The sequence below is a fragment of the Psychrobacillus sp. PGGUH221 genome (assembly GCF_042055255.1).
GTDB lineage: Bacteria > Bacillota > Bacilli > Bacillales_A > Planococcaceae > Psychrobacillus.
The window spans coordinates 64,786-80,313 of sequence record NZ_JAQMHQ010000007.1; the positions used below are offsets into that span (position 1 = coordinate 64,786).

A 15,528-nucleotide genomic window follows, 5' to 3' on the forward strand; every position below is an offset into this window, starting at 1 on the left:
GACTCTTTTTAGGGTCGGTTTTACTATTTGATTGAAAGTTACATAGGAAATGAAGTATTATTTAAAGTATAATTATTCAGAGTAGTGAAGGAGGGGTATGCATTGACTATTACTATATATGATGTAGCGAGAGAAGCAAATGTGTCGATGGCAACCGTTTCACGTGTAGTAAATGGGAACCAAAATGTAAAACCGGCAACTCGTCAAAAAGTTTTAGCAGTGATAGAACGATTAGATTATCGTCCAAATGCAGTTGCAAGAGGTTTAGCAAGTAAAAAAACAAAAACAGTTGGGGTAATTATCCCGGATATTTCAAATGTATTTTATGCTGAACTTGTGCGTGGTATAGAAGATATTGCAACGATGTACCGTTATAATATTATTTTAACGAATTCCGATCAACAAGAAGATAAAGAAGTACAGCTTTTATCCACTTTGTTCAGTAAACAAGTAGATGGAATAGTTATGATGAGTGACCAAGTAACAAATGACATGCTACATGAGATGGAAAGATCTCAAGTGCCTATCGTTTTAGCAGGCACAATTGAAACGACTAATGCATTTCCTTCTGTTAATATTGAATACCATGAAGCAGCAGTTGATGCAGTCAATCGTTTACTACAAAACGGACATAAACGAATTGCTTTTGTATCGGGCTCTATATCTTCGACGATTAATCGACTATATAAACTTTCTGGCTACGAAAAGGCGCTTGATGCAGCTGGTATCGAAATAGATACAGATCTAATTGTTGGCGTCGAAAATACATATGACGACGGTCTTCTAGCTTGGGAAGAACTAAGTAAATTAAAAAACCCTCCGACAGCATTTTTTGCAGGTAATGATGAAATAGCAATCGGATTGATCCATGGGGCTCAAGACAGTGGACTAAAAGTGCCAGAAGACATTGAAGTAATCAGCTTTGAAAATTCCAAATTAGCTCGTATGGTAAGACCGCAACTTACGAGTGTTGTATTACCTTTATACGACATTGGAGCAGTTTCCATGAGACTATTAACAAAGTTTATGAATAAAGAAAAAATAGATGAACATACAGTAGTTCTTCCATATCGTATTGAAGAAAGAGATTCTGTTAAATAATCATCCTATTTAGTATCAAGAAAGTGAATGTAATTGCATAATATTAAAACACCAGAACCTTTTAGGCTACTGGTGTTTTTTGTATGAACTCTGTTGACGTAATAAAAATAACGCCTTGTCTAACATTTGTTTATTTTTCTCTGTTATCTCCGCTTTTCGAGGAATCGGTTCAAATAACGGATTAGGATCCATCCATGTTGGTATAAGGGGGATAGGAGATTCCTTAGACCAACGTTCGAGCCAGGCTTTCGGTAGTTCTCCTTCGGTTGTTTTAAAGTCATTCATTTCCATCCAAAGCAATGACCATGCACGTGGAACTACTCTCCAAATATCATAACCACCACCACCTACTGCAATCCATTTTCCGTCACAATACTTATGAGCCAACTCATGGGCCAGTTTAGGAATTTCTCGATATATCTTCATCGAACCATACAAATGTGTTAAAGGGTCAAAATAATGCGCATCAGCGCCATTTTGACTTAAGATAACATCTGGTTTAAATGATTCTATAATCTCGCTAAGAGCTGTACGATAAACCTCTAAAAATGAATCATCCTCTGTAAAAGCATCTATTGGAAAATTAAAGGAAGTACCATACCCTTCTCCAGAACCTCTTTCTGTAATATTACCTGTACCGGGGAATAGATATCTTCCCGTTTCATGAATTGAAATAGTGCATACATTAGGATCATCGTAAAAACTCCATTGAACACCATCCCCATGGTGGGCGTCTGTGTCAATATACAGTACACGAGCATTATATTTTTCCTGCATATATTTAATGGCAACTGAGCTATCATTATAAATACAGAAACCCGATGCCCGTCCTTTAAAACCATGATGAAGTCCACCGCCTAGATTGAGGGCATGTGATGCTTTACCTTCCATCACATAATCTACGGCGGTTAGCGTTCCACCTACTAAACTGGCACTAGCTTCATGCATATGCGGAAAGATTGGTGTATCTTCGGTGCCAATCCCATAGCTTTCATAAATACTTGTGTCACCAGTCTCTAAGCTTGCTTTTTTAACAATATCAATATATTGGGTGTCGTGTATTAAGCTTAATTCTTCCTCTGTTGCAGTTCTTGGTGGGACTATATCCGATAATGATAACGCATTCATTTCTTTTAATAAATCAACAGTTAATGTTAATCGTTTTTGGTTAAATGGATGCGTGTCAGAAAATTTATAGCCTAACTGATTTTCTGAAAAGATAAAAACGGCATTTTTCTTCATACGTTCATTCCTGGATGGTTTGGCCATAATACCTCAAATCCTTCTGCTTTAATCGCTTCAATAAGCTTAAGAGGATTCATGGTTTTAACACGCAATACTAATATTTTATAATCATTTTGCACTTTATCGGGATATACAAGAACGCTTAATACATTTAACTTCTGTTCGTAGAAAATTTTTGAAACCTCAAATAATACCCCTGGTCTGTTGGGTACACGAACTTCGATTTGAGAACCGGGTTGATGAACTCCAGTTAGTTCAATAAACTTATACAATAAGTCAGATTCGGTAATCATCCCTACTAATTTACCTTTACTGACAATTGGCAGACACCCAATTCTATTATCATAAAAAATACTAGCTGTCTCTTCGACAAAGTCTAAAGGATGACCGGTAATGGGGTTTTTAGTCATAATTTCTTCTAATGGACGTTCATATATATCATTATGAAGAACGCTTTGAAGAGTGGAAGGGGTTGCTTCCTTTAAATCTCTGTCCGTTACCACTCCAACTACTTCTCGGTCTTTGTTTATGATAGGTAAGTGACGTATTTTTTTTTCTTTTAATAGCGTGATTGCATCGTTGATCGTATGTGAAGGGGTTAAGGTTGGAACCGATGTATTCATAATTTCTTCAACTAACATTAGAATGTACTCCTTTTCTATCTGTTTCGCTTCACCTTTAATACATAAAACGATTCATAAAGCGTAACTGATCAAATTGCTGAATAGATTCATTGTCCACTCTACTACCTATTTTAGCCATTAAGCAATTGGCAGGGTGAGAACTAATTTCTGGATCATCTGTGGCAAAATATTCGAGTCCACCAGCTTGCATCATTTTTTCCATAACTTTTCGATATTCCCATACATTCAAGCCCGTTCCTTTTAAATCCCAATGCCAATAATATTCGGTCGTGATTGTAATATAGTCTTCCATTGCATCATCCATCATTGAAACACGGAGAAGTGTTTTTCCAACTCCTGTTCCTCGAAATTTCGGAATAACTTCGATTGCCCCTAATTCTATTAAATTTTTCATATTACCTTGGGACCAACGTTCAAGTGGATCGGGGTATAGAAATGTACAGTATCCAACAATGATATTTTCATCTCGAACAATAATAATTCTTCCTTCTGGTAGCTTAGCAATTTCGATGAGGGCTTTGTGTTGTTGAGCAGGAGCTCTAAAAGATACAAGATCCTCATGGAATTCTAATTCAGCAATAATGTCTGAAGATATCGGTCCTTCGATAGTAACAGTACCATGCTTTGTTTCTAATTCCGTAGCATTATACATTTTATTGTGTATCACAAATTCACCACCTAAATAAATAAATGCAATTTACAAACATTATACCTTATTTTAAAGTGACAAGGTGTATGGAAAAAGAAATATAATAAAACATTCAAAACATTAGCAAAAATAGAAAAAAGTATTGTAGAATAGAAGAGTATATTTATCGAAAGGGTGAAGAGGATGAAAATAGAAGTTTTACCAGTTTTAGAAGGGGATTATCAATTAAAAGATTATGAACAAACTGTAAAGACTTTTCAATGGGAAGATGCAGAGAAAAACTTTTCATGGAAACAAACAGGTAAAGTGAATATGGCCTATGAAGCCATCGATAGACATGCAGAATCTGATAAAAAAGAAAAAGTAGCTCTTTATTATCAAGATGCGAATAGAAAAGAATCCTATACATTTCTTGATATGAAGAATCAAAGCAACAAAGCTGCAAACGTTTACAAAAAATATTCTAACCTTCAAAAAGGGGATCGTCTTTTCATTTTTATGCCTAGATCACCCGAATTATATTTTGCGTTACTTGGTGGAATTAAAATGGGCGTCATCGTTGGACCACTTTTCGAAGCATTTATGGAAGGTGCAGTATACGACCGATTGCTAGATAGTGAAGCAAAAGCAATTGTTACTACTCCCGAACTGCTTGAAAGAATACCTCTAGATAAATTACCTAACTTAGAAACAGTCTTTCTAGTAGGGGAAGCAGTAGAGGAAACCGAAAAATTTATCGACTTTAATAAAGAATTAGAAGGAGCATCCGATTCATTTGAAATAGAGTGGGTTGATAAAGAAGATGGACTAATTTTACATTATACTTCTGGTTCTACTGGAAAACCAAAAGGTATATTACACGTGCATTATGCTATGGTACAACAGTATCAATCGATGAAATGGGTAATGGACATTAGAGAAGATGATATTTATTGGTGTACTGCAGATCCTGGCTGGGTTACAGGTACATCTTATGGAATCTTTGGACCTTGGCTAACTGGAACTACTTTCTTAATTCTTGGAGGACGTTTTTCTCCAGATGCGTGGTACAATGCGATAGAACAATATGGAGTAACAGTTTGGTATAGTGCGCCAACAGCATTCCGCATGCTAATGGGAGCAGGAGATGCAATAGTAAAAGAGCATGATTTAAGCTCTCTTCGACATATTCTATCTGTTGGGGAACCATTGAATCCGGAAGTAATTAAATGGGGAATGCAAGTGTTTAATAAAAGAATTCATGACACTTGGTGGATGACCGAAACAGGTGCTCAGGTTATTTGTAACTTCGCTTGTCTACCGATTAAACCTGGTTCAATGGGGAAACCATTACCTGGTTTAGAAGCTGCCATCATTGACAATCAAGGGAATATTGTTCCTCCTTATACAATGGGTAATTTGGCAATTAAAAAAGGATGGCCATCCATGATGCGTCAAGTTTGGAACAATAAAGAAAAATATGAATCTTACTTTATAAATGACGAGTGGTATTTCTCAGGGGATTCTGCCTATATGGATGAAGAGGGTTACTTCTGGTTCCAAGGAAGAGTGGACGATGTGATTATGACCTCTGGTGAACGAGTAGGTCCATTTGAAGTAGAAAGTAAATTAATTGAGCATCCGGCTATTTTGGAGGCAGGAGTAATCGGAATTCCAGACCCTGTTCGCGGTGAAATTATTAAAGCGTTTGTCGCTTTAAATGAAGGATATGAACCATCAGAAGAACTCATCGCAGATATTCAGCAGTTTGTTAAAAAAGGACTTGCTGCACATGCGGCACCTAGAGAAATTGAGTTCAAGGACAAGTTACCAAAAACGCGTAGTGGTAAAATTATGCGTCGTGTATTAAAAGCTTGGGAATTAAAATTACCAACTGGTGATTTGTCAACAATGGAAGATTAAGAAAAGCCGCAGCGACCTGTAATATCAGGAAGCTGTGGCTTTTTTCTTATCATAATTAAACCCTTCGAGAGTAGAAAAACGGATATGCGCTTGCCGAACGCTATGCTGAGCCTCCGCAGGATGAGTCGACATCCTTGAAATATCCGATGATACAGTACATTTCAATAAAAAGAGTGATAGCTGAACATATAATAGAATCTACATAAATCATTATTAAGAGAATACACTGGCATTCACGCCTTGCCAACCGCATGACGTGCCGAATGAGACAGCGAAATGCGCTAGCGCATACAGCGGCTCATGCGGACGTGCGGCCAGCGTGAATGCCTATAGTTGGTGAAAAATATTTTAAGTCTATGTATATAATTTGTACTTAGAGACAGAAAGGCGGATGTGCGCTTGTCACACGCTACGCATTAGCAACAGTATTATAAATAAAAAAAAAGAGAGGAAGGAAGTGACTGAATTCACTTCCTTCTTCTCTAGATACTTCGTAATATTGTATTTTGCATTTCTTTCAATGTGAATAAACGCTAAAATCAGAAGATATTTTTTTTATGGTGTACCTGATTCTTCACCCTCTACCGGTGTAGTTGTCTCACCAGTTTCAGGAGGAGTTGGTTCAATAATTACTTCCTCTGAACCCTCTTCAGGAGCAGTTGGAGGAATAACTTGTTCAGGTGGTTCTGGTGTCTTCTCTTCGATTGATACGATATTCGAAGCGCCCGATTGCAAACCTGTAATATCAACAGAAACAATGATGTATTGACCACTACCATTAATAACAAAGCTCTTACCTTCTGCTTCTAGTTTAGTAGCAGCAAGTACTCTATTTCCATTTACAACCTGATAAACTCTGTATCCTACAACATCAGGTGAAGCAGCGTCTGTCCAAGTAATTGTATTTCCTGAAAGAGTTGCTGTTACTGCTGCTGGTGGACTTCCATCAGCTTGGAATACTTCTTCTGAAACAACATTACCAGCAAAACTAGATTTCTCTGGGAATAGTTTGCTAGCATTTCCACCGAATTTGCCTAGCATCCGTTTAATAAACTGTTCGTTTACTCCGTATCCGCCCTGTACAACAAATTCACTAGGAGTTGAATCTAATGAACGATATTTATTGCCATTAATCACAACATAGGATGATGTGATTAGACTGTCATCCGAAGCAGTAGGTAACATAGCAGCCGCATTAAATAAATCTGACTTCACTAATCCTGCTTTGCTACATCCATCAGATACTGCAAGTCCAGATATACCACAGAAGGATCTAGTCACTACACCCTCAGGAACCGGAAAAGGATTTGGTGCATCTACTATGTCTGGATTTACATCATACATAGCATTCATCATATTTGACCAAAGCATGTTTATTCGAACACTTGGATGATTATAACGATTATTCATATAGAATAGGGTTTCATTGTAATCGTAACCAAGCCATACACCTAGAGAAACATTTGGGTTATATCCAACTAGCCATGAGTCATTATGATCTTGAGTAGTTCCAGTTTTTGCAGCAAAATCTGATTGGAATTTTAATCTAGATTTTGCAAGTTTTGCAGTTCCATCCGATAAAACATCACGAAGCATATCGGTAATAATATAAGAAGTAGCTGGGCTAAATACTTGAACAGGTTCAGTCTTATGTTGGTAAATGATATTCCCATCTACGTCTTCAATTTTTTCAATCATATAAGCATCAATAAACTGTCCATTATTAGCAAATGTTCCAAATGCATTCGTATTTTCTTCAACAGTTGCACCATTTGTCATACCGCCGATAGATAATGCATGATTGGCGTATTCGTTTTCTTCAATATGCTCGAAGCCCATTTTGTATAAGAAATCAGTAGGCTTTCTGTCCATGATCAAATCATATAAACGAATAGTTGATAAGTTTTGAGATGTTTTTAAAGCATCCCGAGCTGAAATAATCCCTAACTCTTGTTCTTTCGTATAGTTCTGAGGAGATTTAGTCCAAGTTGTACTTCCTAGATTCTCTAATTTAACATCGACAACTGGACTTCCAGCGCCAATTACTCCATATTCAATAGCTGGTGCATACACTAATAATGGCTTCATAGTAGAACCTATTGGACGAACGGCTTGTGTTGCGTGATTTAATTGTTCTAAATTATAATCACGACCTCCAAGGAACGATAAAATTCTACCTGTACCATTTTCAATTAGCATACTTCCAACTTGTACAGGATAATCTTGAGTAATGGTTTCTCCTGTATTTGGATCTTTTACTTCTTTTGTGAATGTATGTCCATAAGTATCAAACTGATCTTTTACTTGAATCATTGCCTCGTACATATCTTTATTAATAGTTGTGTGAATTCTATAACCGCCAGTACTTACGGCACGTGCTGCTATGATATCATATTTATCGTATAGTTTTGACTCCGATTTTAATCTTTCAGGGTCTATCCCATCTGCTGAAGCAAACTGTTCTCGAAGAATTGCTTTTACACGGTTTTCTATCTCAAAAGTTAGCCATGGGTATTTATCTTCTGGTACAATTTCGGGCTGTCTAAAATCCTTTGTAATATCGTAATTAATAGCAGAATTATATTCTTCCTCGGAAATATAACCAGTTTCTTTCATTCGAAACAAAACAGTCTTCATACGTTCAATTCCAGGTTTTAATGCTTCTCCTTCTTTTAATACACCACCTTTTCTAAATGGTGTATATGCAAATGGTGCTTGGGGAATACCTGCTATATAAGCAGCCTGAGGTAAATTTAAGTCCTTTGCTTTGACATTAAAAATTCCTTGAGCAGCTGTTTCGATTCCAGCAATATTTCTTCCGTTTGCATTTCTGCCGTAAGGAATAATGTTCAAATAAGCTTCTAAGATTTCGTCTTTCGTCATAAAGTGTTCCAAACGCATAGCCAGTAATATTTCCTTAGCTTTTCGTTCATAGGAAACTTCATTTGTTAGTATTTGGTTTTTAATTAACTGTTGAGTTAAAGTAGATCCACCTGTTTGTGTATCAGAGTTTGTAACATCCTGTAGTAATCCTCGGAAAATTGCTTTTGGTACAATTCCATTATGTACTTCAAAATATTCATCTTCCGTAGCTAGAACAGCATCTAAAACATATGGTGAAACTGCTGATAATTTAGTTTCTGTCCGTTCAAGATCTGTACGTAATTTACCTAAATAGACATCTCCGGCAAAATATATTTCGGAAGTCTCTTCATAGTTAAATACTGCTGCTCTCATTTCTTTCTTTTCGCGTAATGGCTCCTCTTTAACTAGAGATGCAAAGTAACCCGCACCTACCGATGCTGCAAATACACCTAAAGTGATGCAGACAATTAAAAAGAGTAAGCTTAAGTTCCAAATAACACTAGATGAGATACGCAAGCCTTTTGCCCATTTAGTAGACTGCCATTCATCAAATTTATCTTTATAAAATTGGATTTTCTCTATCCATTTATCCATTAACATTTCAACCCCCAAATCAAGAATTATTATACCATAATCGTTATTCATTAGACGATAGTTATTGACAACCGTTTTAGTTTAGGTAAAATAGTTATATATTTTAACGATGAAAAGTCCGAAGTAGTTGTTGCACATACTGTATAGAGAGCTAGCGGTTGGTGAAAGCTAGTCAGTGTTCAACGATGAATTACAGTCTTGGAGTTAGACGTATTCACAACGATATCGTGATTGAAGCGGAAGGATTTTCCTTCAAGCTGGGTGGTACCGCGCTATTATAAATAAGCGTCCCTGCATGATTTATTTCGTGCAGGGACTTTTTTATTTTAAAAAGGAGGAACTTATTATGACAAATGCATTATTAGAGGATTTAACATGGAGAGGTCTTATTTATCAGCAGACAGATGCAGAAGGTTTAGAAAGTTTATTAGATAGCGAAAAAATTTCACTCTACTGTGGTGTCGATCCAACTGCAGATAGTATGCATATCGGGCATATCGTGCCCTTACTGACTTTACGTCGTTTTCAAATGCATGGACATCGCCCAATCTTATTAGTAGGTGGAGCAACAGGAATGGTGGGAGATCCATCAGGACGTTCAGAAGAGCGTGTTTTGCAAACAACTGAACAAATTGATAAAAATGTAAAAGGAATCAAAACGCAAATGGAGCGCATTTTTGATTTTAATGCTGAGAATGGTGCTAAAATGGTTAACAATCATGATTGGATTGGACCGATGACAGTAATTGAATTTTTAAGAGACTTCGGAAAGCTTGTCAACATCAACTATATGTTAGCGAAGGATTCTATTGCCTCTCGTTTAGATTCAGGGCTTTCTTTTACTGAGTTCGCATACACATTAATACAAGGAATCGACTTCAATCATTTATTCAACACATATAATTGTAAAGTACAGGTTGGTGGTTCTGACCAATGGGGTAATATTACAACTGGTCTTGAGATGATTCGTAAAACGCATGAGGAAGAAACAAAAGCATACGGAATAACAATTCCATTAGTAACTAAGGCGGATGGAACGAAATTTGGAAAATCAGCTTCTGGTTCTGTTTGGTTAGATGCGAAAAAGACATCTCCATATGAATTCTACCAATTTTGGATTAATACTGCAGATGCAGATGTGATCAAATACATGAAAATTTTTACTTTCTTAGAACGAAGTGAAATTGAAAGTTACCAAGAAACTGTGGAAAATGAGCCACATTTACGCAAAGGACAAATGAAACTTGCTGAAGAAATGACTCGACTTATCCATGGTCAAGAAGCTTTGAATCAAGCTATCCGTATTTCCCAAGCGTTATTTAGCGGGAATTTAAAAGAGTTGACAGCTGGAGAAATGAAGGATGCATTTAAAGATGTACCTTCCGTTGAAATGACAAAAGATTCGAAGAACATTGTAGATTTCATCGTGGAAGCTACTGTCTCGCCTTCGAAAAGGCAAGCTAGGGAAGACGTTGCTAACGGGGCTATTTCTGTTAATGGAGAAAAAGTTACGGATGTAACATATGAAGTTGGGGAAAAGGATCGTCTTGAAGATGAATTCATGATTATTCGCCGAGGAAAGAAAAATTATAAAATGATCAAGTTTATTTAAAATGAAAAAAGCTACTTCCCTATATATCAAGGGAAGAAGCTTTTTTCAATTAAAAACCACCGCGTTCATCAACATGATGATTATTTTGACCATCTTTTACTTGAAGTTTTTCCTTTTCCTCGTCATTTAACTTTTGTGGTTCTGTAAAATTTTCACTTATACTTTTGTCGTCTTTAGAGTTGTTGTTGGAAGTATTCGTTTTATTATTTTTCACTACATATCCTCCTTTTTTTTTCTATATTCATCTTTTATTATTCCCCATTAATAGACAAATAGTCATGAAATTATTAAAAAAATGAAAAAGTAAACAAAATAAGATGAAAATTGAGTAGTATATAGTATAGAATGATAATATTGAACGAATTTCCTACTATTCATGAAAAAATTATATAACTACATTTAATTTTAATTTAATTTTGGTCAAGGGGCTGTTTTAAGTGTGTGAAAATAAATACGTGGTCGATCGATTTGATGATTTTTTTGTTGTGCTTTTTGAAAAAGATAATAAAGCAAACAAACTCGTCATTTTAAAAGATAAGTTTACGATTAATGCAAAAGTAGGAGACTTATTGGAAATACATTTCAATAAAGAAAAATCAGGCTATGATTTTAAGGCGTTGAAGGAAGAAACTGATGATGCTAAACAACGTTTGCTTGATTTAATTGAAGGAATGAAAATGCAAAAAAATTAATATTTTTTGAAATTGGCGATTTGCTCTATCTAGAGTAAATCGCTTTTTTGCATTTCTTCTAAAATATTTCTCATGAAGGGGTGTTTTTTTATTTGATGAAGAGTTCCTCTAGGAATAATAATGTTTTTTTACAAAAGGTTAAAAAAGTATAGGTAAAGCTAAAAGAATGCTAATGAATGCGCTTTCATATAAATGTTCTCAATTTATAATTTAATTGTAATCATTTTTTTCAAAGGGAGAGGGGTAAAAAAATGTTCAAGAAATTCAAGGGAGTAACTTTTTTAATAATCTTGATGGCGTTCGTATTATTCATTGCAGGATGTAACAACAGTGGAGGTGGTTCTTCAGTAGATGTAGGTATCGTATTACCTACAAAGGACGAACCTCGCTGGGTACAAGATGAGCAACGTTTTAAAGATGCTCTAGCAGATTCAGATTATTCAACGGAAATTCTATTTAGCCAAGGGTCATCAGCTAAAGAGAAAGAAAATGTGGAAGCTTTATTAAATAAAGGGATCAAAGTATTAATCATCACTCCTCATGACGGTGCAGCTGCAGCGTCTGCTGTAGAAGCGGCGAAAAAAGAGGGTGTTACTGTTATTGCTTATGACCGCTTAATTACAGACACAGATGCAGTAGATTACTATGTAACATTTGATAGTTTAGCAGTAGGTGCTGCACAAGCTCAGTACTTAGTAGACAATGCTGAAGGTACTAATGTTCCGCTTTACTTATATGCAGGAGCAGCTTCCGATAATAACGCATTTTTATTCTTCGAAGGAGCATGGAAAGTACTTCAACCGAAAGTAGCAGATGGTACTTTTAAAATTGCCAACTCAAGTGAAGCAGAAGCATTAAAAGAGTCAGCAGATCTATCACGCGACCAACTTGGAAAAATTATTGGTCAAATAACAACGAACTGGGATGCAAACGAAGCAAAAAACAAAGCACAAACTCACTTAACTGCAGCTGGCGATGATGTAAAAGGGGATGTTGCAATTCTAGCTCCGAATGATGGGACAGCTCGTTCAATCGCAGACGTATTTGCCTCTGACAGTGCAATTACTAATTACTTTGTAACTGGGCAAGATGCAGAGAAAGCCTCAATTCAATACATTATCGATGAAAAACAATCGATGACAGTTTTCAAAGATGTTCGTACATTAGTAAAAGATGCGATGGGTATGGCAGTAGAAATCTTAGATGGTAAAACACCAGAAACAACAGGTTCATATAATAATGGTGCGGTAGACGTTAAAGCGAAACAAACAGACGTTATCGTTGTAGATAAAGATAACGTAAAATCAGAACTTATCGATTCTGAATACTATGAAGCAAGTGAATTCACAGGTTTAGAGTAAAGATATCATATAGAAAAGGAAAAATAGTGATAGTAGTATCTATCACTATTTCTCTTATTTTATTTTGATTGGTTAGGAGGCGATAGAATGAGCAATTATATTTTAGAGATGAATGACATATCTAAAGAATTTCCCGGAGTCAAAGCCCTTTCGAATGTGAATTTCAAGGTGAAAAAAGGAGAGATTCACTGTTTGGTCGGAGAAAATGGTGCAGGGAAATCAACACTTATGAAGGTGTTGAGTGGAGTCTATCCATATGGTGCATACGACGGTGATATCGTTTTTAATAATGAAGTTCTAAAATTCCATGAGATTAACGATAGTGTAAAGGCTGGTATTGGCATCATTTATCAGGAACTAGCGCTTTTTCCGGATTTGACAGTCTATGAAAATATTTTTGCAGGTAACGAAGTAAAGAAGGGTCCTTTCGTAGATTGGAATCAAACAATCGTCCAAGCAACGCAGTTATTAAAAAAGGTAAACCTGAAAGTAACACCAGAAACACTTATTAAGGAACTAGGTGTAGGTAAACAACAGCTCGTCGAAATAGCCAAAGCTTTAAGTAAAGATGTGAGTTTGCTAATTTTAGATGAACCAACAGCAGCACTGAATGAAGATGATAGTGAGAATCTTTTAGACCTTTTAAAAGAGTTAAAAAGCCAAGGTATTAGTTGCATTATGATATCGCATAAGCTGAAGGAAGTTATCAAAATTGCTGATAAAGTAACTGTTATTCGAGATGGAAAGACAATATGTACTCTGGATGCAAGTAAAGGGGAAGTTGCAGAAAATATCATAATAAAAAACATGGTAGGCCGCGACATCGAAGATATTTACCCTAAACGTCCAGATATGAAAATTGGAGAAACAGTACTCGAATTGAACAATTGGACGGCATATGATACCCAGCTAGGGAGAAATGTTGTGAAAAACGTTAATCTTCACCTTAAAAAAGGAGAGATTATTGGTATTGCTGGCCTTATGGGTTCAGGTCGGACAGAACTTTCAATTAGTATATTTGGAAATCCAAAAAACTATAAACTACAAGGAAGTTTAACTATTCAAGGAGAACAGAAGGGCTTTAAGCATACAAGTGATGCTATTAAGGCTGGCATTGCGTATGTAACGGAGGATCGAAAAGGTGATGGATTGTTTTTATTACAGGATATTAAGAGCAATGTCTCTGTAGCTCATCTAACAGGTATTTCTTCAAAGGGGGTTCTCAATTTAAACGAAGAAGTGAAGGTTGGGAACGAATACAAAGACTCCTTGTATATTAAAGCAAGCTCATTAGAACAAGTAGTCGGCAAATTAAGTGGTGGAAATCAACAAAAAGTATCACTTGGAAAATGGTTGTTTACTGGACCTAGGATTTTAATATTAGATGAACCGACACGAGGAATTGATGTCGGAGCGAAATTTGAAATTTATTCGATTATGAATAAGCTCATTCAAGAAGGTATGAGCATAATCATGATTTCCTCTGAACTTGGTGAAGTATTAGGAATGAGTGATCGAATATATGTCATGGCGGACGGAGCAATTAAAGGAGAACTGACTAAGGAGGAAGCGACACAAGAAACAATTATGGAACTTGCGACGCAATAGGAGGGGGATAACGATGAACTTTTATCAAGAAGCTAGAGCGCTCGTAAAAGCGAATATACGAGATTATGGAATGTATATTGCGTTAATCGTTATTATGCTTACATTTACGATTATGACGGACGGCTTGTTTATGTCTTCAAGAAACATTAGCAATTTATTGGATTCAGCTGGTTATATTGCTGTTTTGGCAGTGGGGATGACATTGGTCATCGTCATCCGTCACATTGACTTATCTGTTGGATTTTTAGCAGGATTTTTAGGTGCAATTTCTGCTATTTTCTTGACCCAAATGGGCTTGTCTGTATGGATTACAATTCCAATCATTTTAGTTTTGGGTGCAGTTATTGGTTTATTTAATGGGGTGTTAGTCGCGAAGATCGGCATTCCATCATTTGTTGCTACATTGGCAGGAATGTTAATTTTCCGAGGTGCGCTTCTACAGGTGACGGAAAAAACAGGGACGATAATTATTAAGGACGACCAATTCAATGCAATTGGTAATGGATTTATTCCTTCTATTATGCAAATAAATGGCTTGCATTTACTTACTTTAGTAGTAGGGCTTGTCGGAATTCTTTTGTATATTTACAATGAAATCTCCATACGTCGTAACAAGTTGACATATGGATTTGATGTGATGTCTAAGGGAATTTTTAGCGTAAAGCTTATATTAATATCTGCTATTATTGCATATATTACTTGGATTTTAGCTGGGTATAACGGATTTTCCTGGACTGTTGTCATTATGATTATCGTTGTATTAATCTATCATTTTTTAACGACTAAAACAGTGCTTGGGCGTCACATTTATGCAGTCGGTAGTAATCCTGAGGCAGCGCATTTAAGTGGGATAAACGTACAAAAGATTACATATATCGTCTTTGGGTCAATGGGGATGCTCGCAGCTTTATCCGGAATTCTATTTACCTCTCGTCTTCAATCTGCAACGACCACAGCCGGAACTCTGTTTGAGCTTGATGCTATAGCGGCAGCTTATGTTGGGGGAGTATCTTCCGCAGGTGGAGTCGGTAAAGTAACAGGTGCTATTATTGGAGCGATCGTAATGGCCTCCTTATCAAGTGGGATGAACTTACTAGGTGTCGGGATCTCCTATCAATATATGATTCGTGGCGGCGTTTTAGCTGGAGCAGTAATTTTCGATGTAATGACACGTAAGCAACGTGGTTAAAAAAGAATAATAGAATAACAAGGCATCCTAATTGTAGGGTGCCTCCTGTTGTTTTGTTGGTCATTG

12 protein-coding genes and 1 other annotated feature are annotated in these 15,528 nt (G+C 36.3%); of the genes, 7 read left to right on the top strand and 5 right to left on the bottom strand.

The features are described 5' to 3' along the window. Window positions 1-102 precede the first annotated feature (102 nt). The gene (gene ccpA, locus PGC35_RS12870) at window positions 103-1,101 is read left to right on the top strand and encodes a catabolite control protein A (protein WP_053588594.1); all 999 of its coding nucleotides are present in this window, start codon (window positions 103-105) and stop codon (window positions 1,099-1,101) included. A gap of 66 nt (window positions 1,102-1,167) precedes the next feature. Here ccpA and PGC35_RS12875 read toward each other — a convergent pair whose 3' ends face one another. From PGC35_RS12875 to PGC35_RS12885, 3 genes are read right to left on the bottom strand one after another with little or no spacing between them, the layout of a single operon-like run. Further along, the gene (locus PGC35_RS12875; protein WP_375219435.1) at window positions 1,168-2,370 is read right to left on the bottom strand and encodes an acetoin utilization protein AcuC; all 1,203 of its coding nucleotides are present in this window, start codon (window positions 2,368-2,370) and stop codon (window positions 1,168-1,170) included. Beyond that, window positions 2,340-2,987: an acetoin utilization AcuB family protein gene (locus PGC35_RS12880; protein ID WP_375219436.1), complete on the bottom strand. Its 648-nt coding sequence runs from the start codon at window positions 2,985-2,987 to the stop codon at window positions 2,340-2,342. The genes PGC35_RS12875 and PGC35_RS12880 overlap by 31 nt, the downstream gene beginning before the upstream one ends. A gap of 37 nt (window positions 2,988-3,024) precedes the next feature. Further along, entirely contained in the window at window positions 3,025-3,657 is a 633-nt protein-coding gene (locus PGC35_RS12885) for a GNAT family N-acetyltransferase (RefSeq protein WP_275789025.1), read from the bottom strand. 165 nt (window positions 3,658-3,822) lie between these two features. Here PGC35_RS12885 and acsA point away from each other — a divergent pair, with 165 nt between their 5' ends. Continuing rightward, complete coding sequence (gene acsA, locus PGC35_RS12890; RefSeq protein ID WP_375219437.1) at window positions 3,823-5,541, top strand: acetate--CoA ligase; 1,719 nt, start codon at window positions 3,823-3,825, stop codon at window positions 5,539-5,541. 555 nt (window positions 5,542-6,096) lie between these two features. On the opposite strand, the gene PGC35_RS12895 is transcribed toward acsA, so the two are convergent. Continuing rightward, window positions 6,097-9,000 (bottom strand): transglycosylase domain-containing protein, encoded by a 2,904-nt coding sequence (locus PGC35_RS12895; protein WP_375219438.1) that lies wholly within the window; start codon window positions 8,998-9,000, stop codon window positions 6,097-6,099. Between the two features lie 100 nt (window positions 9,001-9,100). Continuing rightward, window positions 9,101-9,296 (top strand) — a binding site (T-box leader). Between the two features lie 50 nt (window positions 9,297-9,346). On the opposite strand from PGC35_RS12895, the gene tyrS reads away from it, so the two are divergent. Next, complete coding sequence (gene tyrS, locus PGC35_RS12900) at window positions 9,347-10,612, top strand: tyrosine--tRNA ligase (RefSeq protein ID WP_375219439.1); 1,266 nt, start codon at window positions 9,347-9,349, stop codon at window positions 10,610-10,612. 49 nt (window positions 10,613-10,661) lie between these two features. On the opposite strand, the gene PGC35_RS12905 is transcribed toward tyrS, so the two are convergent. Continuing rightward, entirely contained in the window at window positions 10,662-10,826 is a 165-nt protein-coding gene (locus PGC35_RS12905) for a hypothetical protein (protein ID WP_156316730.1), read from the bottom strand. A 223-nt stretch (window positions 10,827-11,049) separates the two neighbouring features. On the opposite strand from PGC35_RS12905, the gene PGC35_RS12910 reads away from it, so the two are divergent. The 4 genes from PGC35_RS12910 to PGC35_RS12925 all read left to right on the top strand — a co-directional run bounded on the left by PGC35_RS12910 (window position 11,050) and on the right by PGC35_RS12925 (window position 15,462). After that, window positions 11,050-11,304: a DUF3006 domain-containing protein gene (locus PGC35_RS12910; RefSeq protein ID WP_056832960.1), complete on the top strand. Its 255-nt coding sequence runs from the start codon at window positions 11,050-11,052 to the stop codon at window positions 11,302-11,304. Window positions 11,305-11,597: 293 nt separating this feature from the next. Continuing rightward, a complete protein-coding gene (locus tag PGC35_RS12915; protein WP_375219578.1) occupies window positions 11,598-12,665 on the top strand; it encodes a sugar ABC transporter substrate-binding protein in 1,068 nt (355 codons plus the stop codon). 87 nt (window positions 12,666-12,752) lie between these two features. Then, a complete protein-coding gene (locus tag PGC35_RS12920) occupies window positions 12,753-14,273 on the top strand; it encodes a sugar ABC transporter ATP-binding protein (RefSeq protein WP_056832964.1) in 1,521 nt (506 codons plus the stop codon). A gap of 13 nt (window positions 14,274-14,286) precedes the next feature. Further along, entirely contained in the window at window positions 14,287-15,462 is a 1,176-nt protein-coding gene (locus PGC35_RS12925; RefSeq protein ID WP_375219440.1) for a sugar ABC transporter permease, read from the top strand. Window positions 15,463-15,528: the final 66 nt, after the last annotated feature.

Bases quoted from the DNA above. Each gene is read 5' to 3' on its own strand.
- tyrS (WP_375219439.1), top strand. From the start codon at position 9,347: ATGACAAATGCATTATTAGAGGATTTAACATGGAGAGGTCTTATTTAT.
- PGC35_RS12920 (WP_056832964.1), top strand. From the start codon at position 12,753: ATGAGCAATTATATTTTAGAGATGAATGACATATCTAAAGAATTTCCC.
- PGC35_RS12915 (WP_375219578.1), top strand. From the start codon at position 11,598: ATGGCGTTCGTATTATTCATTGCAGGATGTAACAACAGTGGAGGTGGT.
- acsA (WP_375219437.1), top strand. From the start codon at position 3,823: ATGAAAATAGAAGTTTTACCAGTTTTAGAAGGGGATTATCAATTAAAA.
- PGC35_RS12880 (WP_375219436.1), bottom strand. From the start codon at position 2,987: ATGTTAGTTGAAGAAATTATGAATACATCGGTTCCAACCTTAACCCCT.
- PGC35_RS12925 (WP_375219440.1), top strand. From the start codon at position 14,287: ATGAACTTTTATCAAGAAGCTAGAGCGCTCGTAAAAGCGAATATACGA.
- PGC35_RS12895 (WP_375219438.1), bottom strand. From the start codon at position 9,000: ATGGATAAATGGATAGAGAAAATCCAATTTTATAAAGATAAATTTGAT.
- PGC35_RS12875 (WP_375219435.1), bottom strand. From the start codon at position 2,370: ATGGCCAAACCATCCAGGAATGAACGTATGAAGAAAAATGCCGTTTTT.